The sequence below is a fragment of the Bradyrhizobium sp. LA6.1 genome (assembly GCF_040547805.1).
GTDB classification, from domain to species: Bacteria; Pseudomonadota; Alphaproteobacteria; order Rhizobiales; family Xanthobacteraceae; genus Bradyrhizobium; species Bradyrhizobium barranii.
In genome coordinates, this window is sequence record NZ_JBEPQK010000004.1 from 197,686 (window position 1) to 223,141 (window position 25,456).

Below are 25,456 nucleotides of genomic sequence, written 5' to 3' on the forward strand. Positions count from 1 at the left end.
CATCGCCAAAAGGAGCTACGTTTCCTGGACTGGTTGCTGTTGCACTCCTGCTCGCTCTCACAGAGTACGCCGGATGAGGGAGGGCGCAAAGATGGAATGCGCGAGCGGCGCAAATTTAACGCGCAGCACGAATTTGAAACGTCAGCTGCGCTGACCGTTTCGTCTTGGCCGCAGATCTCGGACTCAAAAATCGCAGCGCCCACGGAGAAGCTTCATCGCGTGATCATTTGGACGGGGGCGGCGTCAATCTCTTTTGAGCAATTCAAGAACGGCCATCATAACGGAGCGATATACAAAGCCTTGCTCAAAGCGCGACGCCGCGCCATACAAGTGCCGCGATACGCGACCATTGAATACAAGCAATAATTGATCCACTGACCGCCCTCTCCTTCCGCGATTTTGCTCTGAAGACCGAATGGCCCCGCGGCCGGCGGCCTGGGCGCGAAGCAGGGCCAAGCTGGAATAAGAAGAATGCCCGTTTCTTTGCGAATTGTTCGTTCGACGAAACGTGCCGGGCTTGTTGCGCTCGCCCTCACCGCACTCGCGCAAGCCGCACACGCCGCCGACAAGCCGCCGCTCGCTCCCGATCCGCCGGCGCCGCTCGCCACGACCTCGCGGGTGTCCGCAACCATCGAGTTCGGTCTGCCGGCGCTCGCCAAGGCCATCGAGCAGGATATCCCCAAGCGGCTTGCCACCATCGACGAGCGCGTCAACTGCGTGCACCGCCGCGTACTGATGTTCCGTGTCAACGCCAATTGCGACGTGTTTGGCTTCGTCAATCGCACCAGCGGCGTCTCGCTCTATGGCCGCGGCGACCGCGTCTATGGTGCAGTCTCGATCTACGGCGCGGCCGAAGGCCAGGGCGCCAACCGCTTCACCGCGCGCATCCGCGGCCAGACCGAAGCGCGCGCGACCATCGAGGCCGAGGCACGGCCCGCGCTGCGCAAGGACTGGTCGCTCGACCTGAATTTCAGCGACTCCTTCCACTGGAGCGAAGCACCTTATTTGCACGTGCTCGGCCGCGAGTTCGATCTTGCGCCCTACGTCGAGCCGCGCATCCGCACGCAGCTCGCGCGCGTGCGATCACGTGCGCTGGCCGCGGCAAAGAAACTCAATCTGCGGGACAAGGCGGCCGCTGCCTGGACGCATGCGTTCGAACCGATGAAGCTCGCCGACGAGCCGCCGGTGTGGCTGCAAGTGACGCCGCAAGCTGCCGCATTTGCCGGCGTGCGGGCCAACGACAAGGTGTTGTCCGGCTCGCTCGAACTCTCCGGCAGCGCCGTGACGTCGATTGGGCAGCAGGGTGCGAGCGTCACCCCGACATCGCTGCCGCCGCTTGGCAACGACGTGACCGCGCCGGGAACGTTCGACGTCATCCTTCCGGTCCGGCTCGGCTATGACGCGATCAAGGACAAGATCAGCCAGGCGATCGCCGCCCTGCCGGCGCAAGACAGCGCGTTGCGCGAGGTTCAGGTCTATCCGTCGGCGGGCAAGCTTGTGATCGGCCTGCGTCTTGCGAAGACGTCGGACAGCGACCCCAATGCAGGCCAATGGAGCTATCTCTCCGGCGCACTGAAGGTGGACGATACCAGCAAGAGCGTCGCGCTCGCCGATCTCGATCTCGCCGCGCAGGACGGAGAGGCAAACCCCGGCTTGCAGTCGATCGTCGCGCAATTGAAGCAGGCCGTGAACATTGACTATGGCGTCTCCTACCAGAACCTGCTGATGGCGGCGAACCAGCGGCTGACGCGTCCGCTCAAGGACGGCTTCCGTATGGAAGGCAAGCTCTCCTCGGTGCAGTTCGACAAGGCCTTGCTGCTTGCCGACGGGATCACACTCGCGCTGCGCGCGAGCGGTGAGCTGAAAATCCTGTACGGGATGTGATCGTGCGCTGGAGCGGATCGCAAATGCTTGTCGCCGCCCGCGCTCTGATGGCCGCACTCGTCATGTTCGCCGCCGGCATCGTGACTGCCCACGCGCAATCGGCATTTTACGACGCACCGGCATCGCTTGCGGACGGACCGCCTGGCAGCCTGGTGCGACAGGAGCCGATGGATGGCGCGCCGCTCGGCGCATCGGCCTTTCGCGTGCTCTACCGATCGACCGGATTGAAGGGTGAACCCATTCTCGTCTCCGGCGTCGTCATCGTGCCGCAGGGCCCACCGCCGCCCGACGGCCGCCCGATCGTGGCCTGGGCGCATCCAACGTCAGGCATTGTGCCGCGCTGCGCGCCGTCGCTCGCGATCTTCCTGTTCCAGCAGATCCAGGGACTGCGCTCGATGGTGGCGCGTGGCTACATCGTCGCGGCGACCGACTATCCCGGGCTCGGCACGCCAGGGCCGCATCCTTATCTCGTCGGCGAGAGCGAGGGCCGCGCCGTGCTCGACATCGTGCGCGTCGCGCGCGATCTGCCGGGCGCCGGCGGGGCTAAGGATTTTACCTTGTGGGGACACTCGCAGGGCGGACAGGCTGTGCTGTTCGCCGGGCAGCTGGCGCCGAGCTATGCGCCCGATCTCCATCTGCTCGGCGTTGCCGCTGCGGCGCCCGCGACGGATCTCGCCACGCTGATGAGCGACGACATCAACTCAGTCGGCGGCAAGAACATCACGGCGATGACGCTGTGGTCATGGCATCGGGTCTACGACGCCGCGCTCGACGGTGTCGTCGATCCGCGCGCACTTCCGGCGATCGACCGGCTGGCGCGCGAATGCATCGAAGGTCCCTTCGATATCTTCATCCGGCAGCGGACCGAGCGGCCGCTCCAGAAATATTTTCTGACCGTGCCGGATCCGACCAAGCGCGAGCCATGGCGCTCGCTGCTGGAGAAGAACAGCGCCGGCACGTTGGCCGCCGGCATGCCAGTGTTCCTCGCTCAAGGGACTGTCGACCAGATCATCCGGCCCGCGGTGACGCGCGCCTATATGGGCCGGCTGTGCAAGGCGGGCAGCCCCGTGAAAATGGTCACCCTTCCCAACATCGGACACGGCCGCGCCGCACAGGCGAGCACGATGGCCGCTGTGAACTGGATGACCGACCGCTTTGCCGGGAAGCCGGCGCCGAACGACTGCGGCGGGTAATCGCCGCAGTCGTTGCCGGAGCGTTAGCTACCCATAAACGGCAACAGCGTTGTCAGCCGACACGAGACCGCTCTCAACGTCATCCTTGATCGCTGCACGATCGCGCTCCTTGGGGTCGCCGATACCGGCGCCGCCCGGGGTCATCACCAGCAGCCGGTCATCCGGTGGAATGGTCTGAAAGCCCTTGCCACGCATCTTCTGGCCGGACTTCAATCCGACATAGCCGGCCTCGCCGTTCTTGCCGCCGTCGCGACCGCGCGGCGGATGATCGATGCGATCGAATGCAGCGAGGATGTCGAAAGGCGCATCGATGCCGCTGCCGACCTCGATGATCTGGCCGAGGCCGCCGCGGGTGCGCCCTGCCCCGCCGGAATCCGGACGCAGCTCCTTGCGCCAGAAGATCAGCGGCGTTTGCGTCTCCGCGATCTCGACCGGCGTGCCGCGCACGCCGCTGGGATAGGCGGTCGCGGACAGCCCGTCCTTCGCAAAGCGCGCGCCGGTACCGCCATTCGAAGTTACCGCCATCGAGAACCCGTAATTGCCGCCGGCACCCGAGCGGGTCTGGCCGCGCACGTTGAGATTCCACAGGCAGGAGGTGCCTTCCGCCGGTACGCGCTCCGGAATGATCTGGCGCAGGCAACCGAACACGACATCGGGCAGCATCTGGCCGACGATGTGACGCGAAGCGACCGGCGCCGGCTTCGGCGCGTTGAGGATTGCACCAGGGGGAGCCGACACCGTCAGCGGCGAGAGCGAGCCGGCATTGTTCGGGATCTGCGAGGCGACGACGCAGCCGAGGCCGAACACGGTATAGGCCGTGGTGTAGGACAGGGGCACGTTGATGCCGAACTTCGAGGCGGCCGAGGTGCTGTCGAAATCGACGTGGATGCCCGTCTCGGAGATCGTCAGCGTCGCCGCGAGCGTCACCGGCGCATCGTAGCCGTCGACGACCATGGTATTGCGCCAGCTGCCCTTCGGCAGCTTTGCGATCTCGGCCAGCACGGCCTCGCGCGAGCGGTCGCAGATGTAGTCGCCTAGCTCGTCGAGCGTGTCGATCTCGAACTCGGTCATCATCTCGACCAGGCGTTCGCAGCCGACGTCGTTGCAGCCGGCGAGCGAATAGGTGTCGCCCTCGGTGTCGATCGGCAGCCGCGTGTTGGTGCGGATCATCGCCATCAGCGTCTCGTTGACGACGCCCTGGTCGATCAGCTTGAGCATGGGGATGTAGAGCCCCTCCATGAACACGTCGGTGGCGTCAGGGCCGAACCCGATGCCGCCGATGTCCATGAGGTGGCTGGTGCAGGAGAACAGCGCGACCGGCTTGCCGTCCTTGAAGCAGGGCGTGGTGACGACGAAGTCGTTGAGATGACCCGTGCCCATCCAGGGATCGTTGGTGATGTAGGCGTCGCCTTCCTTCATCGTCTCGATCGGGAAATGCGCAATGAAGTGCTTGACCGATTCCGCCATCGAGTTGACGTGGCCGGGCGTGCCGGTCACCGCCTGCGCCAGCATCCGCCCCCTGAGGTCGAACACGCCGGCGGAGAGGTCGCCGCATTCACGCACGATCGGGCTGAAGGCGGTGCGGAGCAGCACCTGAGCCTGCTCCTCGACCACGGCGATCAGCCGGTGCCACATGATTTGAAGGTCGATCAGGCTCGCGCCATTTGCCTTGGTCATGGTCAGGCCGCCTTTCGTTCCATGACGATGCTGCCGGCACCGTCGATATGGGCGTCAAAACTGTTGGAGACGAAGGTGGACGTTTCGTCCTCGGCGATCACGGCGGGACCCGCAATGGTCGCGCCCGGTGCCATGTCCTCGCGGCGATAGAGCGGGATCTCGATCACTTCCCCCGCGCGTCCGTCGAAGAATTTGCGGCTGCCCGAGGCCTTGCCGGCGGGCTTGCGCGCAACGGAAGCGACGACAGAAGGATTGTGCGCATCGGTGGTCGCTAGCACCGACCAGCTCAGAACCTCGATCGCGGCGCCCGGGATCGGCCGCTCGAACATCGCCGAATAGTCGGCCTCGAATTTCTGGCGCAGGCCGGCGAGATCGGCCGATGTCAGCCGCCGGTTCGGCAGCTCGACCGAGATCTCGTGGCCCTGGCCGACATAGCGCATGAAGGCTGCACGGCGTTCGCGCACTGGCGCACCGGCCGCGCCCGGCTCCACCAGCGCGCGCGCTTCAGTCACCATCTCCTGGAGCAGCTCCGAGACCCCCTCCGTGTCGAAATCATCGAGGCGGACATGGCGGCTGCGCACCAGCTCATAGGCAATGGGAGCAGCCAGGAAGCCGACCGCCGAGCCGACGCCGGCATTCGAGGGCACGATGACCCGCGAGACACCGATCTTCTCGGCGACGCGCGCCGCATGCAGCGGCGCGGCACCACCGAAGGCGATCAGCGTGTGCTGGCCGACAATCTCGCCGCGCTCGACCGCATGCACGCGCGCCGCGCTCGCCATGTTCTCGCAGACGACCTCGTGCACGGCATAGGCCGCGGTTTCCGCCGACAGCCCCAGCGGCTCACCGACGGCGCGCAACAGCGCCTCCTTCGAAAGCTCCGGGTTGAGCTTGATCGTGCCGCCCGCAAAGGCATCAGGATCGATCATGCCGAGCGCTACGTCCGCATCCGTCACGGCCGGACGCTGGCCGCCGCGGCCGTAGCAGGCAGGTCCCGGCTCCGACGAGGCGCTCTCGGGGCCGACAGTGACACGCTTCATCGCATCGACATGCGCGATCGAGCCGCCGCCGGCGCCGATCTCGACCATCTCGATCACGGGGATGCGCACCGGCAGGCCGGAGCCCTTCAGGAAGCGCGCCGCGCGATCGACCTCGAACACGCGCGAGGTCTCGGGCTGGTATTTTTCGATCAGGCAGATTTTTGCGGTCGTGCCGCCCATGTCGAAGGACAGCACCTTGCTCTCGCCGAGCCGCGCTGCGATCTGCGCCGCGAAGATCGCGCCGCCGGCGGGACCGGACTCGACGAGGCGCACCGGAAAGCGCCGCGCCGTCTCGATCGAGGTGACGCCGCCGCCGGAGGTGACGAGATAGATCGCGCCGCGGAACTGCTCGACCTGCAAGGCATCCGCCATGCGGGCGAGATAGCCGTCGATCAGGGGTTGCACATAGGCGTTGGCGACCGCGGTCGACGTGCGCTCGTATTCGCGGATCTCCGGACACACCGCAGAGGACACGGTCACGGAGATGCCGGGCATCTCCTCGCTGAGGATCGCGGCCGTGCGGCGCTCGTGCTCGGGATTGGCGTAGGAGTGCAGGAAGGCGATCGCAACGCTCTCGACGTTCAGCGCGCGCAATTTTGGCGCGAGTGCACGCACTGCCGCCTCGTCCAGCGGGAGGCGAACGGCGCCGTGTGCGTCGATCCGCTCCGGCACGGTGAAGCGGAGCGACCGCGGCGCCAGCGGCCTCGGCTTGTCGATGCTGAGATCGTACTGGTCATAGCGGCTCTCGGTGCCGATATCGAGCACGTCGCGAAAGCCGTCGGTCGCAATCAGCGCGGTCTTGGCGCCGCGGCGCTCGATGATCGCATTGGTCGCGAGCGTCGTGCCGTGAATGAAGACGTCGATGTCGCTCATATGCGCGCGCGCGTCAGTGAGAATGAGACGCATGCCATCCAGCACCGCCTGCTCGGGCCGCTGCGGCGTCGTCAGCACCTTGCGCGTCTTGCGATCCTGCCCCACGTCCAGCACGATGTCGGTGAACGTGCCACCGATATCAACGGCAAGCCGCACCTCGGCTCCCTCAAGCATTCCAAATTCTCCGTGCTGATCGACAAACTGTGCGAAAACCGCAGCAATTTTCATACCAGCGACAACGCCCGGGGTGAAGCGTCCGAGCCGTTTTGCGTGGCACCTATGCGGTAGAAGGGTGCGGCCCACGCGCTCAGAGCAGGAATGCAAGCGCCGCCTCGCAGCGCTCCTCGACCTTGAGCGTGAGGAGATCGTCGGCGCGGGTGCGTCCGAGATTGACCGCGGCGATCGGGATCTGCCGGTTCGCGGCAGCCTGCACGAAGCGGAATCCGGAATAGACCATCAGCGAGGAGCCGACGATCAGCATGGCGTCGGCCTGCGCCAGATGATCCTGCGCGGTGGCGACCACATCGCGCGGGACGTTCTCGCCGAAGAACACGACGTCGGGCTTGAGGATGCCGCCGCAGGCTTCGCAGGCGGGCACCTTGAACGAGGAAAAATCCGCATGCTCGAGATCGGCGTCACCATCAGGCGCATCGGCGGCGTCGAGCGTCAGCCATTCCGCATTGGCACGGCCGAGCCTATCCTGGAATTCGTTGCGCGGGGTCTTCGCTCCGCAGCCCATGCAGCGCACCAGATCGAGCCGGCCATGCAGGTCGATCACCTGCCGGTGGCCGGCGGATTGATGCAACCGGTCGACGTTCTGGGTCAGCAGCATCTCGCAGCGCCCGCTCGCCTCGAGACGGGCGAGCGCATGATGCGCATCGTTCGGCCTCGCCTGGCCGAACCGCCGCCAGCCGATCAGGCTGCGCGCCCAATAGCGCTGACGCGTAGGCTCTTCCGACATGAAGGCCTGAAAATTGACCGGCTGGGTCCGCTTCCAGTTGCCGTGGCTGTCGCGATAATCGGGAATGCCCGAATTGGTGCTGCAGCCGGCGCCGGTCAGCACGAACAAACGTTCGTGCCGGCCGACGAAATCTTCGAGCGAACGGTTTGCCTGTGGAGGGTTTGCCATGGCGCAGATGTAGTTCACGCCGTGTCGTTTTGCCAGATCACTCCCGCGCCAGCAGCTCGAAGCCGGCGATCAGTTTTTGGCCTGCGTCAGCCCGAGCAGGTCGGCCAGAGCCTCCACGCCTCCCATCTTCATGACGGGGCACATTGGCAAACCAGTGACCGCTACCGGGCGGCGTTCCAATCGGATCAGGCGCGCCGGTGAAATGCCGGCGGCAACGGCTCGCGCACCAGTTCGCTGAGATTCAAGGTCTCCCCGCTTTCCGCGATGTCCGAGAACAACACCTCGACAAACGGATGCTGACGGTTGAACGCGGTGCCCCGCTGGTATTTGGCGCTCACGATGCGCTCAAGCGCGGCAAAGTTCCGTTTCCCAAGCGCGCTGTATTGCTTCCGGAACAAACTCTGACGTCCGCCACTGTGCTCGATCGATTCGGCCCAAACGTCCATCACCTTGCGACTGACGAACGCCTCGACTTCTCTCGTGCCTTCCTGGGCAAGAAGCCGCAGACCGTCCATGGCATGCGGCTGTTCATCGATACGGAATTTTGTCAGTGCCATCTGGATCCTCCTGTTGTTTGCGTCCATATGCTTCGCGAACCGCGCCTCTCGCTCAGCCCCTGAACATGTCAGATCTTGGCGGGATCGGCGTCGTGCCTATGCTTGTGAAGAAACCGGGCAATCTGCCCACGGAGCGCCGCCGTATCCAGCAATGTCCCAACCGATCCGGCGGTATCGAAGATCTCCCGCTGGAGCGTCGTCGGCAATGAATTCCATTGCATGATGACGGCCGCACCGAGACAGCGCAAAACGCGCTCTTCCTCCGCCGCGAGGGCTGCGCCGCGCAGTCGCTCCGTCCCCCCGGCATTGACTGCATCCACGTATTGGTCCGCGAGCATCTGCTCGTTGTCCGCGCGCGATGTGTGGCTATCCTGCAGTTGTTCGAATTTGCGCGTATCGGCTTTGCCGGGCGAATTCCTCGCCAGTTCGCCATACGCGGCCGCTTTTGCACGATACTGCAGAAATTTAAACATGCGGGCTCCTTCAACAGCGATCCTTCGCCGCCGAGAAATACGTGAGGATTTCAGCGGCATTTCCGAGAATCGCTGCCCGGCGCATTGCCACCGTGCGCTTGTCTCCCGACGGCATCTTGCGGGCAAGGTCGAGGGCGTTGATCGCCCTGGCGCTCAACTCGCAAGCCAAAGAGGCCGGGATCGATTCTGACGAGCTGCTTGCTTGAGCCGATGGCGAAGGCACGCCAAGACCGGCTACCATTGTATGAGCATCGCTGCGGCGATCAACACCACGAAGAAAACCGGTAGCAAGACCGGAGGTACGAGCCACTCGCGAAGGCTGAATCTAGGGGAATCCGACATACTGACCGCCTGTTGGTTCTGGCGGGAGCGCAATGCTCTCAGTCACCGATGACAGCCGAGGGGCGCGCGGTGATAAACTGTATGTAGTGATCCCTTCGCCGAATAGCGAGGCTTATCAAGAAACTATTTGTCGCGATCGGCATTGAATCGGATTGCTGCCCTGTTGCCAAATCTTCATTTGAGAGAGGCGCAACCGGCGCGTCTTCGTCTGGACGGAACGTCCGTGTTCCTGACGTACGCGGGTCGAGCGTCGGCCACCCGGCGAGCTCCGACTCAAACGGCGAAAAGGCCGGCGCGCGGCACCTGCAACCTGATCGGCCTGAACCATGATCGACTTTCCAAATCACAGCCGCTCGTATGATCGGACGCGGCATGCCGTGCGGTTCTGGGGACACGACAGCGCCATCGAGGCCTCGTTCTTCATCGACGAAGACGCATTGAAGCGGATTCAACCGGGCACCCGTTCCAGCGAATCGGGATTTCTGATCGCGTTCGATTCCAACCGCGACTTGATATGTGCGGCTGCGGCCAGGAAGTATGTCCGCGGCAGCCGGGGCTCCTACGACCTGCTCGCAGCAGATTTTTGAAGCGTTCGGCATGGGATGATGAGTTCGTGGTTTCGGTCGTGAATCCACGTTTCTAGCTCGCCCAGTTCTCGCGAAACTCGGGGAACAGCGTCAGGCCTCCGCAGGCGTAAATGGTCTGGCCCGTAATGTAACTGGCGTCATCCGAGGCGAGGAAGGCGAACACGGCGGCGATCTCTTCCGGGGTGCCGACCCGTCCCAGCGGAATGTGGCTGGTGACGACGCCGCGCTTGGCGGGATCACCCGTCCAGGCCGCGTTGATCGGCGTGTCGATCGCACCGGGGCCGACCGCATTGACGCGAATGCCGCGGCCGGCGAATTCCAGCGCCAGCGTGCGTGTCAGATTGGCGATGCCGCCCTTGCTGATCGAGTAAGCGAGATAGCCGGGCTTCGGAATGATCTGGTGGACGCTGGAGCAATTGATAATGCTGCCGCCTCCGCCGCGCGCGACGAAGTGCGCGAGCGCCTTCTGCGCGCAGAGCACGGCGCCGTTGAGATTGACGTCGATGATGCGGCGGTAGGTGTCGATGTCGAGCTCCTCGCTCGGCGACTCCCGCTGGAAGCCGGCATTGTTGACGAGGCAGTCGAGCCGCTTCCAGCGCGAAAGCACTGTCTCGAACATCGCGGCGACTTCCTGCTCATTGCTGACATCGGCCCTGACGACGACATAATCGAGCTTGCCGTGGCCGCGGTCAGCCGATCCTGTCCTTGCGAGCGCGAGCGTCTCCTCGGCCCTCTCGGGGTGATCGACATAGTTGATGGCGACGGTCGCGCCCTCCTGCGCGAGCCGAATGGCGATGGCGCGGCCGATGCCTTGCGAGGCACCGGTCACCAGCGCGTATTGGCCGACGAGGCGGGAGGAAAACGGGGTCGAGCGATCGGTCTGCGGCATGAACTTTCTCCGGGGATGCTTCATCATGGACGGAACCGGCGTTTTGTTCCATCCCGCTTGCGCATCGCAGGGATTCACCCGGCGCGGCGCGCGAGCGGCGAGGTCAGGATCTGGTAGAGAATGATGGCGCCGAAGGTCGCCGTGCCGATCCCGCCGATCGTAAACGCGCCGAATTTGAACGTGAGGTCGCCGGCGCCCGCGGTCAGCGCCACGGCGACGGTGATCAGGTTCGCAGGATTGGCGAAATCCACCTTGTTCTCGACCCAGATCCGTCCGGCCATCGCGGCGATCAATCCGAACAGCACGATCGAGAGGCCGCCGATGACGGGGCCGGGAATCGACAGGATCAGTGCGCCGAACTTCGGCGAGAAGCCGAGCAGGATCGAGACCGTGGCCGCGAATGCAAACAACAGTGTCGAATAGACCTTCGTCGCCGCCATGACGCCGATGTTCTCGGCATAGGTGGTGACGCCGGTGCCGCCGCCGCAGGCCGCCACGATGGTCGCGAGGCTGTCGGCGAACAGGGCGCGGCCGAGATAGCCATCGAGGCTCCGGCCCGTCATCGCGCCGACGGCCTTGATGTGACCGAGGTTCTCGGCGACGAGGATGACCGCAACCGGCGCGATCAGAAAGATTGCATCGGCCTGGAAGGTCGGCGTGGTAAAGCTTGGCATGCCCAACCACGGCGCGGCCGCGAGCTGCGCGAAGTCGATCGGCTTGCCGAAGCCGAGGCCGTTTGCGAACAGCAGGTACAGGAGATATCCGCCGATCGCACCGAGGATGATCGGCAGGCGGCGCCACAGGCCTGGAGCGGCAACGGCCACCACGCCGATGATCAGAACCGTCGCGAGCCCGATCCAGGTGTCGAACGCGTTGACGCTCACCGCCTTGACCGCCACGGGCGCGAGATTGAGGCCGATCGCGGCGACCACGGCCCCGGTGACGGCCGGCGGCATCAGGCGCTCGACCCAGCCAACGCCGGACCACATCACGATCAGCGCGATCACGCCGTAGAGCACGCCGGCGCCAACGATGCCGCCGAGCGCGACGGAGAGATTTGGATTCGGCCCCTGCCCGGCATAGCTGGTGGCGGCGATGACGACGGCGATGAACGCGAAGCTCGAGCCGAGATAGCTCGGCACGCGCCCGGCGACGATGACGAAGAAGATCAGCGTGCCGATGCCGGAGAACAGGACCGCAACATTGGGATCGAACCCCATCAGCAACGGCGCGATGATCGTCGAGCCCGACATCGCTACGCAATGCTGGAGACCGGAGACGACGGTCTGGCCCCATGACAGCCGTTCCTCCGGCATGATCACGCCCGAGGCCTTGAATTTCCAGCGCGGAAAATAGCTCTGCGGCTGCTCGTCCGAGCCCATCGTGGTTGTCATATTCCCCCCGTTGCGGTGCAGCGACCGATCTTCGTGCGATCCGACAAAAATGTGATTGTCGCTTCTGCGGCGACCATCACATGATGCGAGTCATGCAAGATTCAAAGCTTGCAAAATCCAGATCATGCAGAATCAAAAATCAATGCGTTCCGGGGCACACACTATGACACAAGTCGCGATCCAGCCAGCCGTCCATCGCCGGCATCAACCCTGGTACAAGATCCTCTACATCCAGGTCCTGATCGCGATCGCACTCGGGGTGCTCATCGGCTATTTCTATCCTGATCTCGGCAAGGAGCTGAAGCCGCTCGGCGACGGCTTCATCGCGCTGATCAAGATGATGATCGCGCCTGTGATCTTCTGCACCGTGGTGCACGGCATTTCCTCGATGGGCGACCTCAAGCGCGTCGGCCGGGTCGGGCTGAAGTCGCTGATCTATTTCGAGACGGTCTCGACCGTCGCGCTCGCCATCGGCCTGCTGGTCGGCGAGATTCTCCAGCCCGGGCACGGCTTCAACATCGATCCCGCCACGATCGACCCGAAATCGGTGGCGACCTACGTCACCAAGGCCAAGGAAGAGGGTATCGTCGCCCATCTGATGGCGATCATTCCCGACAGCTATGTGGGCGCGATCGCGCGCGGCGACCTGCTTCAGGTGCTGCTGATCTCGATCCTGTCGGGCTTCGCCATCGCCTTCCTCGGCAAGGCCGGCGAGCCGATCGCGGAGGCGATCGACAAGGCCGCGAAAATGTTCTTCGGCATCATCCGCATCATCGTGCGCGTCGCGCCGATCGGCGCGTTCGGCGCGATGGCGTTCACCGTCGGCGCCTACGGCCTCGGCTCGCTGCTCAACCTCGCGGCCCTGATCGGCACGTTCTATCTCACCAGCATCCTGTTCGTGTTGATCGTGCTGGGCTCGATCGCGCGGCTCTCCGGCTTCTCGATCCTGCGCTTCATCGCCTACATCAAGGACGAACTCTTGATCGTGCTCGGCACCTCCTCGTCGGAAACGGTGCTGCCGCAGATGATCCAGAAGATGGAGCATCTCGGCGCCTCGCGCTCGGTGGTCGGCCTCGTCATTCCGACCGGCTACAGCTTCAACCTCGACGGCACCAACATCTACATGACGCTGGCGACGCTGTTCCTGGCGCAGGCGACCAACACCCATCTGACGATCTGGCAGGAGCTCGGCATTCTCGGCATCGCCATGATCACCTCGAAGGGCGCCTCGGGCGTGACCGGCGCCGGGTTCATCACGCTTGCCGCGACGCTCTCGATCGTTCCCGACATCCCGATCCAGTCGATCGCGATCCTGGTCGGGATCGACAAGTTCATGAGCGAGTGCCGCGCGCTGACCAACCTGATCGGCAACGGTATCGCCTGCGTCGTCATCAGCATCTCCGAAGGCGAGCTCGATCGCGAGGCTCTGCACGAGACCATGGCTCATCCGCTGGAGATGGGCGAGGCGCTCGAACCGGGCGGCAGCGCGGCCTCGTAGGCCGCGCCACGCAGCCCCGCTGGGGGCAGGGCGTCGGGTTCTTGTTGTCGGGCCTTAGAGAGCAGTGTTGGCGACCAGCTCGACCCTGCGCGTGATATCGATCGCCTGCAGGAACGCCTCGTCGTGACTGACCACGAGCAGCGCGCCGTCATAGGCCCTCAAGCCTGCCTCGATGGCTTCGATGGACTCGATGTCGAGATGATTGGTCGGCTCGTCCAGGATGAGCAGGGACGGCGGCGCCGCCCCGCCTAGAACGCAGGCGAGGCCCGCACGAAACAGCTGTCCGCCACTCAGGCTCCCCACGATCTGCGCGGCGGCATCGGCGCGAAACGCGAACCGGGCCAGGGCAGCATGGCACTCGTTCGCGCTCGCTTTCGGATTGAGACGCCCGAAATTGTCCAGGATGGAGATCGCGGGATCGAGCAGGCTGACCTTCTGGTCGAACAGCGCGAAGTCCGGCCTGACCCGCACGGTGCCCGCGAACGGGCGCAACTCGCCTGTGACGAGCTTGAGCAACGTTGTCTTGCCGGAACCATTCGGCCCGACGACCCCGACGCGCTCCGGGCCGACGAGCGTGAGTGAGAGATCGCGCAGGACCGGCTGCTCCGGCTGATAGCCGGCGTTGACGCGATCGAGCCATACCACCTCCCTGCCCGCCGGCAGGCCGGTCGGGGGCAGCTTGACCGACAGCGGCTGGCGAATCTCGACGCGGCGGCGAGCCGTGTCGACAGCCTCGATCGCCTCCGCGCGCCGCCGCTCGGCGATCTGCGCGGTCTTTCCGCCGCTGTCCTCGCTGCGGTCCTTGCGTGCACCGGCGAGAATGCGCGGCATGTCGCCCTTGGCGCGCTTCTTCCTGCCGCCGCTGTCCTTGCGCGCCTTGCGTTCCGCTGCCTCCTGCGCCTTGCCGTCGATCTCGGCGAGATGCTTCTCGGCATGCGCAAGGTCGTGCCTGACGGCAGCGAGCTCGATGGCCTTCTGCTCGCGGTAACTGCTCCAATTGCCGCCGTACCGTCTTGCCCCGAGCGATGTCATCTCGACGATGGCATCCATGGTCTCGAGCAGGTCGCGGTCGTGACTGACGACGATCGCCCCGCCCCGCCAGCCTGCGAGCAGATCGACCACTGACTTACGTCCATCCCGATCGAGATTGTTGGTGGGCTCATCGAGCAGCAGGAAGTCCGGCTCGGCGAAGACCAGCGCGGCCAGACGGATCCGCGTGACCTGCCCGCCCGACAAACGATCCAGCTCCGTGTCGGTATCAGGATCGAACCCGACACGCGCGAGCGCGGACGCAAGCCGCGCTTCGAGCGTCCAGTCGACGTCGGTGACTTCGTCGGCGAATGCATCGCCCCGCTCGGCACGGCGAAGCAGCTCCAGCGCTGCGCGCGCGCCGAACAGATCGATCACCGCGGCGCCCGCAGGAAGCTGGACGTCCTGGCGGAGCATTCCCACGGTTCCGCTCACGAGAACGCGTCCCGCTTGGGGAATGTGCTCTCCGGTGATCGCAGCAAGCAGCGTTGTCTTGCCGACGCCGTTGCGGCCGACGAGACCAGCCCGTTCGGCACCAAATGTCAGGTTGAGGTCGGAAAGGAGAGGACGGCCGTTAGGCGTGGACAGCGAGAGGTTCGACAGAATAATCGATGCAGGCATGGAATTCCCCGTGAGCAAGGCGGATGGGCGTTGCGGTCGGGGTGAAATCCATGGATGCGAAACTCCTGATTGATGTCTCGCTGATAATCCCGTCGGGCGCCGAGATCAAGGTGCATTCCGTGCGACGCGTCCGGGCCGATCAGCAAAGCATCACGAAGCTGTTGATGGACGCTGCATGGGGCATGCGGTAAGGGGCAAAAAACAACGTGTCTCAACCAAGAGGCCATCTCTTGAGCGGCAAGCCGAATAGCCCCCTCGCCCAACTGCTTCAGCAAGCCTTTCTGGCGCTACGTGCAAAGCAGTTCGACATTGCAAGGCAGCTTGCGACCGAAGCCCTGAAATCAAATCGCACCGACCGGAATGCCGTGCTGATCCTCGCCCATGCCCTGCTCGGCCAGGAGCGTGCGGAGGAAGCGATTGCGCCGCTGGAGAAAGCCGCGAAGCGCAATAGCGATCCCGAAATCGAGACGCTGCTCGGCCATGTGCTGTGTGCCGCGCGGCGCAGAAGCGATGGACTGGCGCAACTGCGGCGAACCACAGCGCGCCGTCCGCCCTATCTGCCCGCGTTCCAGGAGCTGGCGGGCCAGCTTGCGAACGCCGGCGAGGTTGGCGAGGCGGTCGGGATGATCGAGCAAGCCCTCGCGCTCGCCCCGGCCAGCGTCGATCTGCAACTCGACCTTGGCCGCATGCATGTCCGGAATAACAATCGCGCCAAAGCGCGTACCGTGCTGACCGCGGCGCGCGCGATCGGGCCGGGACGCACCGATATCCTGACCGAACTTGCCTGGGCCGAGCTTCTCGACGGCGCTTATGCCGAGGCCGCCGACACCTACCGTCACGCGCTCGGGCTTCGCCCGGACGACGCTCTCTCCCGCGCCAATCTCGCGATCTGCCTGATGGAGATGGGCGAACGCGATGGCGGCGAGGCGGCGCTGCGGTCCGTGTATGGCGGACGGCCGCAGATGCTCAGCCGCGCCGCCCTCACACTCGCCGCCTCGTCGCACGGCCGCTTCTTCTTCCGCCCGAGCGCCGCGGCGAAATTCCTGGGAGCCAGGCCCGAGCGGGCTACGCCCTGAATTTCCGCCGGTACAGACCCGGCTCGCGCTTCAGCGCGGCGCGCAGGGCGTGGACCTTCTGCGCTTCATCCTCGGTGAAGGCCGAGGTCTGCCGCGTCCAATCCTCACGCTTGACCGGAATGCATTGCGCGATCGGTGTGCCCTTGGGCAGCACGCCGCGAAAGCCCGTATTGTGCCAATGCGCCGGAAAGTGGATCCAGCTGTCGCGATAGCGATCGCAATCGACGAGGCCGCTCAGCGTGATGAACGGCAGGTCGAAGCGATTGACCGGATGGGTGAAGAACAGCGAATAGCCTTCCGGCGCCTCGATGGTCCAGAGATTGTGAAACTTGATGACGAAGCGATCGGCCTCGAACAGCGGCGAGCCGGTGAGCTGGCCCTGATCGTGAAAGCTGATCGGCGAGCGCGGAAAATCGATCTCACCGCCGGGCGGGATGTCGTTGTCCCAGCTGATCTCGCCATCCTCGACCCTGATATCGCAGATTAGCGGGATCAGGAAACCGCATGTCATCGCGTCGATGAACGGCGGGCAGCGCTTGACCGTCTCGTCATCCTGCTGATTGAGGGCACTGAAGGCCGTGGTCGGCATCGCCTTGAGCCAGTCGGGAACGCCGAGATTCGCCGGCACCGGCTGCGGCAGCAGGCCTTCGAGTTCTCCGGGGCAGCGAAATTTGATCGCGAGCTTGTTGTTATTGTTCTGCGAGGACATTGGGCATTCCAGCCGAGTCCCCTACTGATAAACGGAAACTGCGGCGCGTCAAAGCGCCGCAGCTAATCCAGACCATTACATCTTCGTCATGTTCGGATCGACGGCTCTCTTCACGAGCCCGTGAGAAGAGCGCAATCAGCCCTTGAGCGCAGTGACCACCACCTCGATCAATGCACCGCCGCCGAGATCGGCAACGCCGACCGTGGCGCGCGTCGGCAGGTTGTCACCGAAGAATTCAGTCCAGACCGCGTCCATCTCCTTCTTCTTGGAAAGATCCGTGACGAAGATCGAGGTGCTGACGACGCGCGACTTGTCGGTACCGGCTTCCTTCAGATAGCCGGCGATCTTGCCGAGGATGTTGCGGGTCTGGTCGCCCATGGACACGGAAGTGTCGTCGGCGATGGTGCCACCGACGAAGACGAAGCCGTTGGCCTCGACGGCGCGGTGCATGATGGGCGTGCGGATGCTGCGGGTGATGCTCATGATGTCCTCTTCTTAGAGCGTGGAAGGATGGAAGCGGTCGATGCCGAGATCGCCGATGCGGGTCTGGGTGCCGCCATTGACGATCAGCTCGGCCATCACGGCACCCGCGCCGGGGCCGAGCTGGAAGCCGTGCAGCGAGAAGCCGAACTGGTGATAGAGGCCCTTGTGGCGGCTGCTCGGTCCGAACACGGGGATATCGTCCTTCATCTTCGCCTCGATGCCGGCCCAGGCGCGGACGATCGTCGCGCTGCGCATCACCGGGAACAGCTCGAACACGGTGCGCGCGCTGATCGCGAGGCTCTTCCAGTCCAGCACCGTCTCGTTGCGATCCTGATAGGGCGTGGCCAGATGGCCGCCGCCGATCAGCACGGTGCCGTTGGAGAATTGCTTGAAGGACAGTTTGCGCCCGCGCAGGATCACGACGGGGTCGATGAAGTGCGGCACGCGCGAGGTGATCATCAGCATCGGCGCCACGGTCTCGACCGGAACGGGCTCGCCGAGCGCGGCGGCGATGTTCCCGGCCCAGGCGCCGGCGGCATTGACGAGCACCGGCGCGGCAAAGGTCTCAGTGCCGACGTCGACGTGCCAGAGACCGTCGCTGTACCGGATATTGCTGGCGGCAACGCCTTCGCGCACGGTCGCACCTAACTGCTCGGCCTTGCGCCGGAACGCCGTCGTCGTCTGCGCCGGATTGGCGGCACCATCGCGGCGCGACACGACCCCGCCGGGGCAAGTCTCAGCCACGGCCGGCACCAGTCGCCGCAATTCAGTCGCGTCGATCAGCTCCTCATGGGTGAAGCCAAGCGCATTCAGCTCAGCGACACGCGCGCGGCAGACCGCGAGCTCCTCCTCGTTCTCCGCGACGAGAACCTGACCGTAACTCTCAAAGCTGCAATCGTCGTCGAGGAGATCTGCAATCTTCTCCCAGATCCCCATCGAGCGGATCGAGAGCGGGATTTCGGGCACGTGCCTCGCGAGCTGGCGAACGCCGCCGGCATTGACGCCGGAAGCATGGCGGCCGGCGTAGTCTTTCTCGATCAGCACCGGCTTCATGCCGGCGAGGCACAGATGCAGCGCGGTCGAGCATCCGTGGATGCCGCCGCCGACGACGATCGCATCCACGTTTTGGGTCATCCGCGCACCACCGCCTTGATGTCCGCCTCGCTCTTCGGGACGGCGGCGAGCTCGGCGAGCGTGATCGGCTTGACCGGCGCGCGCAGCCGGTAGTAGCCGATCTCCTGTGCCGTCTTGCCCCGCGCCTGCGCCATCAGCTCGGTCACGGTGAGGCCGCAGAGCCGGCCCTGGCACGGCCCCATGCCGGTGCGGCGATAGGCCTTGAGCTGGTTCGGTCCGGTCGCGCCGATGGCGACGGCATCGAGAATGTCCTTCGCGGTGACTTCCTCGCAGCGGCACACGATGGTGTCGCCCGTGGGAATGCGGAACTGGGGCGCGGGGCGGAACAGCGTGTCGAGGAAGACGCGGCCGCGCTCGGCCTTGGCGAGATCGGCGCGGAGCGTCGCCATCGGCGCAAGTTTTGTCGCAACCGCAGGCGCCAATGCCTCCACCGCCGCGCGCGCCGCGATGCGGCCACGGACCACGGCCGCATTGGCACCACCGATGCCGGCGCCGTCACCAGCGATCGCGATGCCCGCGACCGACGAATTGCCGCTCGCATCCAGCACCGGCGACCAGCACAATTGCAGATCATCCCAGCGATGCTCGATTCCGGCCGACATCGCCAGATTGACGTTGGGCACGACGCCCTGATGCAGCAGCAACAGGTCAGCAGGAATGGTCTCACGCTTGCCGCCGGCGATATAGCTCACATTCGCGAGCTGGCCATCACCGGATGCCGAGAGCTCGGTGACGCCGGAGACGACCTGCACCTTGGCCTTCACTTCGCGCATCATCGACAGGCCCTTGGTGAAATAGGGCGAGGTCAGGAAGGCGAAGGCGTGCGGCAACGCGGCGAAGTAATTGCCGCGCTCGGTGGTGTCGAGGATGCGATCGATGCGGCCGCCCAGCCGCAAGATCTGCGCGGCGAGCAGCCAGAGCAGAGGCCCCTGCCCCGCGATCACCGTGCGTCCGTCAGGCACCAGCGCCGATGATTTCAGCATCGTCTGCGCGGCGCCCGCGGTCATCACGCCCGGCAAGGTCCAGCCGGGAATCGGGAACGGCCGCTCCAGCGCGCCGGTCGCGAGGATCACGCGCTGCGCCTTGAGGAAAGCGGATGCACCGCCGATCGATACGGCGATCTCGAGGTTGCGGTCGAGGCTCCAGACGGTGGCGCGATGGATAATCTCGGCGCGGCTCGCGCGGAGCGACTGAACGAGGTCGGCACCGACCCAATAGTCGGCGCCGAGCTGGTCGCGGTCGGTCACGGGCGTGGACGAAATGGCGCGAAACACCTGGCCGCCGGGGCCGATGTTCTCGTCGAGCAGCAGCGTCGACAGGCCGGCTTCGGCGGACGTCGCAGCGGCCGCGAGGCCGGCGGGCCCGGCGCCGATCACCACGACGTCATAGGCTTCGCGCTTGGGAGCCACAGTCATTTTCCGATCTCCCGCTTGCCCTTCTGAATCTCGATCTGCATGCCCTCGGCGACGGGCACCAGGCAGCCCTGGCGGTTACCGACGCCGTCGATGGTGACGAGGCAGTCGAAGCACACGCCCATCATGCAATAGGGCAGACGCGGCGCGCCGCTCACTGCGGTGGAACGGCGCGCATCACAGCCGGAGGCCAGCAGCGCGGCAGAGACGGTGTCGCCCTGGCGCGCCGCGATGGCTGTGCCATCCACGAAGATCTGGACCTGCGGTCGCTTGTCCTGTTCGGATCGTCTAAACATGGGATGCCTCTTGGCTCCTTTAGATATCTCTAATAGCCGCTGTTGTTCGCAGCACCGGCGGCGCCGAAACGGCTGGCCGAAAACGCGCCGACCAGCTCCGGCTCGAGCGCGCCAGCTGCGACCATGCGCGCGATCTCGAAAGCGTGGTTGGAGGCGAGCGTCACGCCGGAATGGCAGCAGGCGACGAAGGCGCCGGGATGCGTCTCCGACTGGTCGTAGATCGGAAAGCCGTCCTGCGGCATGACGCGGATGCCGGCCCAGCTCCTGACCACGTTGAGCCGCGACAGATGCGGAAACATCCTTTGCGCGCGATCGGCCATCACAGCGCTGACGGAATGCTTCAGCGCGCGATCGTCGAGCTCGTCCTCCTTGCTGTCGCCAATCATCACCGTGCCCTCGTCGGTCTGGCGGATCGTGGTCAGCGGATGCGGCAGGAACGGCATGGTGCGCTCGGTCACCACGATCTGGCCGCGGGTCGGGCCCATCGGCGCGTAGAGGCCGACCATCGGCGCAAGCGTCTGGTTGGCATTGCCGGCCGCGAGCACGATCTTGGCGGCGTGCAGTTCGCCCTTCGGCGTGGTCAGGCGGAATTCGCCACCGCTCTTGCTGATCGCCGAGACCGGGCGCTCCGGAAAATAGTCGATGCCGAATGCCTTGAAGCCGGTGTGGAAGGCGCGGAAGGTCCGCAGCGAATTGACGTGGCCGTCGAGCGGACAATAGCTCCCGCCGGACACCTCCGGACCAATCAGCGGCAGCGCCTTCTTCACCTCGGAGGCGGAGAGCATCTCCATCTTGTAATCGGCAGCACCGGTCTGGTTGTGCATGCGCTTCACCAGCTCGGTGCGCTGGCCGAATTCGTCGTCGCCGAGCGTCAGATGGAAGCCACCGTTCTGTTGAAGCGAGACATCCAGGCCGGTCTGTTGCTTGAGTTCGGAAGCAAGCTGGCTCCACGCTTGTGACGCCTGCACGGTCCAGACAGTATAGGCCGGCATGCCGAGCCCTTTGCTCTGAACCCAGACCAGCGCAAAATTCGCGCGCGAGGCGCGCTTGGTGATGTCGCCTTCGTCGAGCACGGCCACGCTCTTGCCGAGCCGGCCGAGGCCCCAGGCAATGGCGGAGCCGAGCAGTCCGCCGCCGACCACAGCGACGTCGTAGTCTCCTGACATAAATTTCTCCTATCGTCCCGTATCGCCCTTGCCGGCGAGCACACGGTCGAGTCCGTAGAAGCGGTCGAGCAGAATGAGGGCTGTCATGGTGATCGCGATCACGCAGGCCGAGACCGACGTGACCAGCGGATCGATGTTGTCCTGGATATAAAGGAACATGCGCACCGGCAACGTCTCGGTGCCGGGCGCCGCGAGGAAGACGGTCATGGTGAGATCGTCGAAGGACTGGATGAAAGCGAGCGCCCAACCGCTGATGACGCCGGGCAGGATCAGCGGCAGCGTCACGCGGCGAAACAGCGTCCAGCCGTTGGCGCCGAGCGAGACTGCCGCCATCTCGACCGAGAGGTCCATGCCGGTCGCCGCCGCCAGCGTCAGCCGCAGCGCGAACGGAAACACGATGATGACATGCGCGATGATCAGCGCGGCAAAGCTGCCGCCGAGGCCGGCCGAGGTGAAGAAGCGCAGGAAGGCGATGCCGAGCACGACATGCGGGATCATCAGCGGCGACAGGAACAGCGCCGCGAGCGCATCGCGGCCGCGGAAGCGATAACGCGCGATCGCGAGCGCTGCCGGCACCGCGAACAGCAGCGCCACGAAGGATGAGAGCGCACCGAGCCCCAGGCTCACCCAGAAGGCATGGATGAACTCGGGATAGTTGGCGATCGCCCTGAACCAGCGCAGCGAAAAGCGGTTGGTCGGCAGCGACAGGAAGCCTTCGGGCGTGAAAGCAACGAGGCATACCACCAGGATCGGCGCGACCATGACGATGACGAAGATGGTGTGGAAGATCAACGCGAGCGGGCCGTTCCGGCTCATCGGAACACCTCCGCGTAGCGGCGCTCGATCAGCGCGTTGCTGCCGACGACGATCAGCACCAGCGCGACCAGCAGCAGCGTTGCGACCGCTGCACCGAGCGGCCAGTTCAGCGTGTTGAGGAATTCGTCGTAGGCCAGCGTCGCCGCGACCTTGAGCCGGCGGCCGCCGATGATCGCGGGCGTCGCGAAGGCACTGGCGGAGAGCGAAAACACGATGATCGCGCCCGACAGCACGCCCGGCATGATCTGCGGCATGATGATGCGGCGAATGATGGTCACCGGCCCCGCACCGAGCGACATCGCGGCGTTCTCGATCTGCGGATTGAGCCGCTGGAGCGCGGCCCACACCGACAGCACCATGAACGGCATCATCACATGGGCGAGCGCAACCACCATCCCTGTCTCGGTGAACATGAAGGGAATGGGCGAGCGGATCACTCCGAGCGACATCAGGAGCTTGTTGACGAGGCCGTTGTTGCCGCCGAACAGCAGCGCCCAGCCGAGCGTCCGCGCCACCACGGAGATCAAGAGCGGCCCGAGGATGATCAGCAGGAAAAAGCTCTTCCAGCGGCCGCTCATGCGGTTGAGGATGTAGGCTTCGGGTGCGCCGAGCAACGCGGTGAGCAGCGTTGTCAGGATCGCGATGCGAAACGTCCGCCAGAACATTTCGGCATAATAGGGATCGGTCGCGATCTCGTGCCAGTTTTTGAGGATGAAGACCGGCTCGATGCCCTTGTACTGACCCCAGTCGTGGAACGACAGCATCACCGTCATCGCCAGCGGAATCAGCAGCACGCCGACGAACAGCATCAAGGCGGGCGCCGTCAGCGCCCATGGCGCACGCGCGTTGCGCTCGTCAGCGGCCGTGCTCATGCGCCGGCCCTCGCGCGCACGCTCATGTCCTCGGGCCGCCAGACGAGGCGAACCGCCTCGCCCTCAGCCGGCGGCGCCGTCCCGTCATTCTGGCGGATCACGATCGCGGGCCCGCATTCGCTGTCGCACTGGAACAGCCAGTGATTGCCCTGGAAGATGCGCGTGACGATCTTTGCGCTGAGCCCCGTATCGCCAAAGCCGATCCGTTCAGGGCGAATGCTGACAGTGACGGGGCCACTGAGCCCGGCCGGCGCCGGCGCGTTCCAGGAGCCAGCCACCAGCCGCACCGGCGTCGCGGTCCGATCAATCGTCGCCGCAAAGTCGTTGGTCTTGCCGAGGAACTGCGAGACGAAGGCCGAGGACGGCTTCTCATAGGTCTCCTGCGGCGAGCCGATCTGCTCGATGCGGCCCTGGCTCATCACCACGATGCGGTCGGACAGCGACATCGCCTCGTTCTGGTCGTGGGTGACCAGGATCGTCGTGGTGCCGATGGTGCGCTGGATCTGGCGCAGCTCGATCTGCATCTCCTCGCGCAGTTTGGCGTCGAGATTCGACAGCGGCTCGTCGAGCAAGAGCACGCTCGGCTTGATCACCAGCGCGCGCGCCAGCGCCACGCGCTGCTGCTGACCGCCGGACATGCGGCGCGGATGGCGGTCCTCAAAACCGGCAAGCCCGACCATCGCGAGCGCGGCGCGGACGCGCTCGGCTCTTTCGGCGCGCGGCACGTTGCGCATCTCGAGGCCGAACGCGACGTTCTCCGCCGCCGTCATGTGCGGAAACAGCGCGTAGCTCTGGAACACGATGCCGAGCCCGCGCTTCGCGGGATGGATCGCGGTCAGGTCCTTGCCCTCCAGGCGGATCGCGCCGCGTGTGGGATCGAGGAAACCCGCGATCATCTGCAGGGTCGTGGTTTTGCCGCAGCCGGACGGGCCGAGGAAGGAGATGAACTCCCCCTTCCCCACCGACAGACTGAAGTCTTCGACCACAGTCTGCGCGCCGAACTGTTTTGCGACCCGATCGAGCTCGAGATAGGCCATGCGCTGTCTCCGCAACGATCAGATCAACGCTCGACCTCGCGATTCCAGCGCTTGGTCCACTCCTCGCGCTTCTCGTTGATCACAGTCCAGTCCGGATTATAGAGCTTTGCCGCGCGCTCGCCGATCGGCGCCATCTTGCCGAGCTCCGGCGGTACCACCAGTGATTTCAGCACCGGGCCGTAGCCGTAGTCCTTCAGCATCACGAGCTGGATTTTTGGATCGAGCAGCATCTTGACGAAGTTCGATGCAAGCGGCGAGGCATTCGGCTTGGTGATCGGACACGCCGTCGTCAGCAGCGTCGCCGCGCCTTCCTTCGGATAGACGAAGTCGACGGGGAAGCCGGTGTTGGCGAAGCTCTGCACGCGGCCCGTGCCCCACACCGCGATCACGGCCTGGCCGGACTGGAACAGCTCGGTCATCTTGCCCGGCGACGGCTCATAGGCCAGCACGTTCGGATTGATCTGCTCCTTGAAGATCTTGAAGCCGGAATCGACGTTGGTCTCGCCGCCGCCGTTCATCTTCGACAGCATCACCAGCGCTTCGAGGCCGTAGGTGTTGTTGATCGGCGGGATCACGAGCTGCTTGGCGTATTTCGTGTCCTTCAGATCGTTCCACGAAGTGGGTGGCGCCCAGCCTTTCTCGGCGAACACCTTGGTGTTGTACATCAGGCCAGTCGCGACGATGCCGATCGCAACGGCGCGATCGTCCTTGAAGCGGGCGGTGTCATAGAGATCGGCGGCCGGCAAGCCTTCGAGCTTGCCGCAGAAGCCGAGCTGGATCGCCTGGTACATCGGGCCGTCGTCGACGATGGCAACGTCGATCTGCTGGTTGCCCTTCTGCGCCTGAAGCTTGGCCAGCGTATCGGTGGAATTGCCGGCGACGTACTCGACCTTGACCCCGTTCTCCTTCTCGAAGGCCGGGATCACCTCGTCGCGGATGGTCTTCTCGAACGAGCCACCGTAACCGGCGACATAGAGCGTTTTCTGCTGGGCCGAGGCGGCAGACGGGACGGCGATGAGCGCTGCGATGCTGACCGCGGTCAGAAGGCTGAGAGTCTTCATATGGACCGATCTCCAATACCGGGATGAGGTGACGTGCCGAAAAATCTCTGACTGAGGCGCCTTCCGCATTTCCTTCCGCGCCAACCCTCTCCGGACAGGGCTCCGGCCCCTGTTCGGTAGGTTTTGGCGCGATTCGGAGGTTTGAACCCCTCCAATCTGCCGAAAAAGCGGGCTGTCTCCAGTCCTGATGAAAAAGATCGCAAACCCG

Annotated in this window: 26 protein-coding genes; 7 read left to right on the top strand and 19 right to left on the bottom strand. The window is 64.9% G+C overall.

Translation table 11 applies throughout. The features are described from left to right. Positions 1 to 96 precede the first annotated feature (96 nt). The 3 genes from ABIB99_RS11520 to ABIB99_RS11530 all read left to right on the top strand — a co-directional run bounded on the left by ABIB99_RS11520 (position 97) and on the right by ABIB99_RS11530 (position 3,077). Positions 97 to 366: a hypothetical protein gene (locus ABIB99_RS11520; RefSeq protein ID WP_354175857.1), complete on the top strand. Its 270-nt coding sequence runs from the start codon at positions 97 to 99 to the stop codon at positions 364 to 366. 105 nt (positions 367 to 471) lie between these two features. Continuing rightward, the gene (locus tag ABIB99_RS11525) at positions 472 to 1,884 is read left to right on the top strand and encodes a DUF4403 family protein (protein WP_354175859.1); all 1,413 of its coding nucleotides are present in this window, start codon (positions 472 to 474) and stop codon (positions 1,882 to 1,884) included. A 23-nt stretch (positions 1,885 to 1,907) separates the two neighbouring features. Then, positions 1,908 to 3,077 carry an alpha/beta fold hydrolase gene (locus ABIB99_RS11530; protein ID WP_354175860.1) on the top strand — a complete coding sequence of 390 codons (1,170 nt, stop codon included), beginning with the start codon at positions 1,908 to 1,910 and terminating at the stop codon, positions 3,075 to 3,077. A gap of 27 nt (positions 3,078 to 3,104) precedes the next feature. On the opposite strand, the gene ABIB99_RS11535 is transcribed toward ABIB99_RS11530, so the two are convergent. The 6 genes from ABIB99_RS11535 to ABIB99_RS11560 all read right to left on the bottom strand — a co-directional run bounded on the left by ABIB99_RS11535 (position 3,105) and on the right by ABIB99_RS11560 (position 9,067). Further along, positions 3,105 to 4,754, bottom strand: a complete 1,650-nt coding sequence (locus ABIB99_RS11535) for a hydantoinase B/oxoprolinase family protein (protein ID WP_354175861.1) — start codon at positions 4,752 to 4,754, stop codon at positions 3,105 to 3,107. 2 nt (positions 4,755 to 4,756) lie between these two features. Continuing rightward, on the bottom strand, positions 4,757 to 6,841 hold the full coding sequence (locus tag ABIB99_RS11540) for a hydantoinase/oxoprolinase family protein (RefSeq protein ID WP_231143531.1): 2,085 nt from the start codon (positions 6,839 to 6,841) through the stop codon (positions 4,757 to 4,759). A gap of 133 nt (positions 6,842 to 6,974) precedes the next feature. Next, positions 6,975 to 7,796: an NAD-dependent protein deacetylase gene (locus ABIB99_RS11545; protein WP_028151461.1), complete on the bottom strand. Its 822-nt coding sequence runs from the start codon at positions 7,794 to 7,796 to the stop codon at positions 6,975 to 6,977. Between the two features lie 185 nt (positions 7,797 to 7,981). Then, positions 7,982 to 8,353, bottom strand: coding sequence for a signal transduction histidine kinase (locus ABIB99_RS11550; protein ID WP_187387922.1), 372 nt, complete (start codon positions 8,351 to 8,353; stop codon positions 7,982 to 7,984). Positions 8,354 to 8,421: 68 nt separating this feature from the next. Further along, entirely contained in the window at positions 8,422 to 8,826 is a 405-nt protein-coding gene (locus ABIB99_RS11555) for a hypothetical protein (RefSeq protein ID WP_063981068.1), read from the bottom strand. A gap of 10 nt (positions 8,827 to 8,836) precedes the next feature. Next, a complete protein-coding gene (locus tag ABIB99_RS11560) occupies positions 8,837 to 9,067 on the bottom strand; it encodes a hypothetical protein (protein ID WP_084794963.1) in 231 nt (76 codons plus the stop codon). A 427-nt stretch (positions 9,068 to 9,494) separates the two neighbouring features. Here ABIB99_RS11560 and ABIB99_RS11565 point away from each other — a divergent pair, with 427 nt between their 5' ends. Beyond that, entirely contained in the window at positions 9,495 to 9,755 is a 261-nt protein-coding gene (locus tag ABIB99_RS11565) for a DUF1488 family protein (RefSeq protein ID WP_063981067.1), read from the top strand. Between the two features lie 52 nt (positions 9,756 to 9,807). Here ABIB99_RS11565 and ABIB99_RS11570 read toward each other — a convergent pair whose 3' ends face one another. Continuing rightward, positions 9,808 to 10,644 carry an SDR family oxidoreductase gene (locus ABIB99_RS11570; RefSeq protein ID WP_354175864.1) on the bottom strand — a complete coding sequence of 279 codons (837 nt, stop codon included), beginning with the start codon at positions 10,642 to 10,644 and terminating at the stop codon, positions 9,808 to 9,810. Between the two features lie 74 nt (positions 10,645 to 10,718). Next, the gene (locus tag ABIB99_RS11575; RefSeq protein ID WP_354175866.1) at positions 10,719 to 12,038 is read right to left on the bottom strand and encodes a solute carrier family 23 protein; all 1,320 of its coding nucleotides are present in this window, start codon (positions 12,036 to 12,038) and stop codon (positions 10,719 to 10,721) included. Between the two features lie 163 nt (positions 12,039 to 12,201). Here ABIB99_RS11575 and ABIB99_RS11580 point away from each other — a divergent pair, with 163 nt between their 5' ends. Then, complete coding sequence (locus ABIB99_RS11580; RefSeq protein ID WP_071909716.1) at positions 12,202 to 13,536, top strand: dicarboxylate/amino acid:cation symporter; 1,335 nt, start codon at positions 12,202 to 12,204, stop codon at positions 13,534 to 13,536. A 54-nt stretch (positions 13,537 to 13,590) separates the two neighbouring features. On the opposite strand, the gene ABIB99_RS11585 is transcribed toward ABIB99_RS11580, so the two are convergent. After that, positions 13,591 to 15,186, bottom strand: coding sequence for an ABC-F family ATP-binding cassette domain-containing protein (locus ABIB99_RS11585; protein ID WP_354175868.1), 1,596 nt, complete (start codon positions 15,184 to 15,186; stop codon positions 13,591 to 13,593). Between the two features lie 23 nt (positions 15,187 to 15,209). Between ABIB99_RS11585 and ABIB99_RS11590 the strand changes: the two genes are divergently transcribed. Together ABIB99_RS11590 and ABIB99_RS11595 are read left to right on the top strand one after the other, a co-directional pair. Continuing rightward, entirely contained in the window at positions 15,210 to 15,377 is a 168-nt protein-coding gene (locus ABIB99_RS11590) for a hypothetical protein (RefSeq protein WP_187387921.1), read from the top strand. Between the two features lie 39 nt (positions 15,378 to 15,416). Then, on the top strand, positions 15,417 to 16,262 hold the full coding sequence (locus tag ABIB99_RS11595) for a tetratricopeptide repeat protein (protein ID WP_084794962.1): 846 nt from the start codon (positions 15,417 to 15,419) through the stop codon (positions 16,260 to 16,262). Here the strand turns inward: ABIB99_RS11595 and ABIB99_RS11600 are convergent. The 10 genes from ABIB99_RS11600 to ABIB99_RS11645 all read right to left on the bottom strand — a co-directional run bounded on the left by ABIB99_RS11600 (position 16,252) and on the right by ABIB99_RS11645 (position 25,248). After that, positions 16,252 to 16,971, bottom strand: coding sequence for a hypothetical protein (locus tag ABIB99_RS11600; protein ID WP_063981063.1), 720 nt, complete (start codon positions 16,969 to 16,971; stop codon positions 16,252 to 16,254). The two genes, ABIB99_RS11595 and ABIB99_RS11600, sit on opposite strands and share 11 nt — an antisense overlap. Positions 16,972 to 17,106: 135 nt before the next feature. Beyond that, complete coding sequence (locus tag ABIB99_RS11605) at positions 17,107 to 17,454, bottom strand: RidA family protein (RefSeq protein ID WP_063981062.1); 348 nt, start codon at positions 17,452 to 17,454, stop codon at positions 17,107 to 17,109. A gap of 12 nt (positions 17,455 to 17,466) precedes the next feature. Then, positions 17,467 to 18,588 (bottom strand): NAD(P)/FAD-dependent oxidoreductase, encoded by a 1,122-nt coding sequence (locus ABIB99_RS11610; protein ID WP_354175871.1) that lies wholly within the window; start codon positions 18,586 to 18,588, stop codon positions 17,467 to 17,469. Further along, a complete protein-coding gene (locus ABIB99_RS11615; RefSeq protein WP_063981060.1) occupies positions 18,585 to 20,003 on the bottom strand; it encodes an FAD/NAD(P)-dependent oxidoreductase in 1,419 nt (472 codons plus the stop codon). Before ABIB99_RS11615 ends, ABIB99_RS11610 begins: the two co-directional genes overlap by 4 nt. Then, on the bottom strand, positions 20,000 to 20,296 hold the full coding sequence (locus ABIB99_RS11620) for a (2Fe-2S)-binding protein (protein ID WP_063981059.1): 297 nt from the start codon (positions 20,294 to 20,296) through the stop codon (positions 20,000 to 20,002). Before ABIB99_RS11620 ends, ABIB99_RS11615 begins: the two co-directional genes overlap by 4 nt. Positions 20,297 to 20,325: 29 nt before the next feature. Continuing rightward, positions 20,326 to 21,462, bottom strand: a complete 1,137-nt coding sequence (locus tag ABIB99_RS11625) for an NAD(P)/FAD-dependent oxidoreductase (protein ID WP_063981058.1) — start codon at positions 21,460 to 21,462, stop codon at positions 20,326 to 20,328. 9 nt (positions 21,463 to 21,471) lie between these two features. Next, positions 21,472 to 22,278: an ABC transporter permease gene (locus tag ABIB99_RS11630; protein ID WP_063981057.1), complete on the bottom strand. Its 807-nt coding sequence runs from the start codon at positions 22,276 to 22,278 to the stop codon at positions 21,472 to 21,474. Then, positions 22,275 to 23,150 (bottom strand): ABC transporter permease, encoded by an 876-nt coding sequence (locus tag ABIB99_RS11635; RefSeq protein WP_063981056.1) that lies wholly within the window; start codon positions 23,148 to 23,150, stop codon positions 22,275 to 22,277. Before ABIB99_RS11635 ends, ABIB99_RS11630 begins: the two co-directional genes overlap by 4 nt. Next, positions 23,147 to 24,187: an ABC transporter ATP-binding protein gene (locus tag ABIB99_RS11640; protein WP_063981055.1), complete on the bottom strand. Its 1,041-nt coding sequence runs from the start codon at positions 24,185 to 24,187 to the stop codon at positions 23,147 to 23,149. Before ABIB99_RS11640 ends, ABIB99_RS11635 begins: the two co-directional genes overlap by 4 nt. Positions 24,188 to 24,210: 23 nt before the next feature. Beyond that, complete coding sequence (locus ABIB99_RS11645; protein ID WP_063981054.1) at positions 24,211 to 25,248, bottom strand: ABC transporter substrate-binding protein; 1,038 nt, start codon at positions 25,246 to 25,248, stop codon at positions 24,211 to 24,213. Between the last annotated feature and the right edge of the window lie 208 nt (positions 25,249 to 25,456).

What these genes read in the sequence shown, in the direction of transcription:
- ABIB99_RS11520 (WP_354175857.1), top strand. Translation starts at nt 97, where the DNA reads ATGCGCGAGCGGCGCAAATTTAACGCGCAGCACGAATTTGAAACGTCA.
- ABIB99_RS11525 (WP_354175859.1), top strand. Translation starts at nt 472, where the DNA reads ATGCCCGTTTCTTTGCGAATTGTTCGTTCGACGAAACGTGCCGGGCTT.
- ABIB99_RS11530 (WP_354175860.1), top strand. Translation starts at nt 1,908, where the DNA reads ATGCTTGTCGCCGCCCGCGCTCTGATGGCCGCACTCGTCATGTTCGCC.
- ABIB99_RS11535 (WP_354175861.1), bottom strand. Translation starts at nt 4,754, where the DNA reads ATGACCAAGGCAAATGGCGCGAGCCTGATCGACCTTCAAATCATGTGG.
- ABIB99_RS11540 (WP_231143531.1), bottom strand. Translation starts at nt 6,841, where the DNA reads ATGCTTGAGGGAGCCGAGGTGCGGCTTGCCGTTGATATCGGTGGCACG.
- ABIB99_RS11545 (WP_028151461.1), bottom strand. Translation starts at nt 7,796, where the DNA reads ATGGCAAACCCTCCACAGGCAAACCGTTCGCTCGAAGATTTCGTCGGC.
- ABIB99_RS11550 (WP_187387922.1), bottom strand. Translation starts at nt 8,353, where the DNA reads ATGGCACTGACAAAATTCCGTATCGATGAACAGCCGCATGCCATGGAC.
- ABIB99_RS11555 (WP_063981068.1), bottom strand. Translation starts at nt 8,826, where the DNA reads ATGTTTAAATTTCTGCAGTATCGTGCAAAAGCGGCCGCGTATGGCGAA.
- ABIB99_RS11560 (WP_084794963.1), bottom strand. Translation starts at nt 9,067, where the DNA reads ATGGTAGCCGGTCTTGGCGTGCCTTCGCCATCGGCTCAAGCAAGCAGC.
- ABIB99_RS11565 (WP_063981067.1), top strand. Translation starts at nt 9,495, where the DNA reads ATGATCGACTTTCCAAATCACAGCCGCTCGTATGATCGGACGCGGCAT.
- ABIB99_RS11570 (WP_354175864.1), bottom strand. Translation starts at nt 10,644, where the DNA reads ATGCCGCAGACCGATCGCTCGACCCCGTTTTCCTCCCGCCTCGTCGGC.
- ABIB99_RS11575 (WP_354175866.1), bottom strand. Translation starts at nt 12,038, where the DNA reads ATGACAACCACGATGGGCTCGGACGAGCAGCCGCAGAGCTATTTTCCG.
- ABIB99_RS11580 (WP_071909716.1), top strand. Translation starts at nt 12,202, where the DNA reads ATGACACAAGTCGCGATCCAGCCAGCCGTCCATCGCCGGCATCAACCC.
- ABIB99_RS11585 (WP_354175868.1), bottom strand. Translation starts at nt 15,186, where the DNA reads ATGCCTGCATCGATTATTCTGTCGAACCTCTCGCTGTCCACGCCTAAC.
- ABIB99_RS11590 (WP_187387921.1), top strand. Translation starts at nt 15,210, where the DNA reads ATGGGCGTTGCGGTCGGGGTGAAATCCATGGATGCGAAACTCCTGATT.
- ABIB99_RS11600 (WP_063981063.1), bottom strand. Translation starts at nt 16,971, where the DNA reads ATGTCCTCGCAGAACAATAACAACAAGCTCGCGATCAAATTTCGCTGC.
- ABIB99_RS11605 (WP_063981062.1), bottom strand. Translation starts at nt 17,454, where the DNA reads ATGAGCATCACCCGCAGCATCCGCACGCCCATCATGCACCGCGCCGTC.
- ABIB99_RS11610 (WP_354175871.1), bottom strand. Translation starts at nt 18,588, where the DNA reads ATGACCCAAAACGTGGATGCGATCGTCGTCGGCGGCGGCATCCACGGA.
- ABIB99_RS11615 (WP_063981060.1), bottom strand. Translation starts at nt 20,003, where the DNA reads ATGACTGTGGCTCCCAAGCGCGAAGCCTATGACGTCGTGGTGATCGGC.
- ABIB99_RS11620 (WP_063981059.1), bottom strand. Translation starts at nt 20,296, where the DNA reads ATGTTTAGACGATCCGAACAGGACAAGCGACCGCAGGTCCAGATCTTC.
- ABIB99_RS11625 (WP_063981058.1), bottom strand. Translation starts at nt 21,462, where the DNA reads ATGTCAGGAGACTACGACGTCGCTGTGGTCGGCGGCGGACTGCTCGGC.
- ABIB99_RS11630 (WP_063981057.1), bottom strand. Translation starts at nt 22,278, where the DNA reads ATGAGCCGGAACGGCCCGCTCGCGTTGATCTTCCACACCATCTTCGTC.
- ABIB99_RS11635 (WP_063981056.1), bottom strand. Translation starts at nt 23,150, where the DNA reads ATGAGCACGGCCGCTGACGAGCGCAACGCGCGTGCGCCATGGGCGCTG.
- ABIB99_RS11640 (WP_063981055.1), bottom strand. Translation starts at nt 24,187, where the DNA reads ATGGCCTATCTCGAGCTCGATCGGGTCGCAAAACAGTTCGGCGCGCAG.
- ABIB99_RS11645 (WP_063981054.1), bottom strand. Translation starts at nt 25,248, where the DNA reads ATGAAGACTCTCAGCCTTCTGACCGCGGTCAGCATCGCAGCGCTCATC.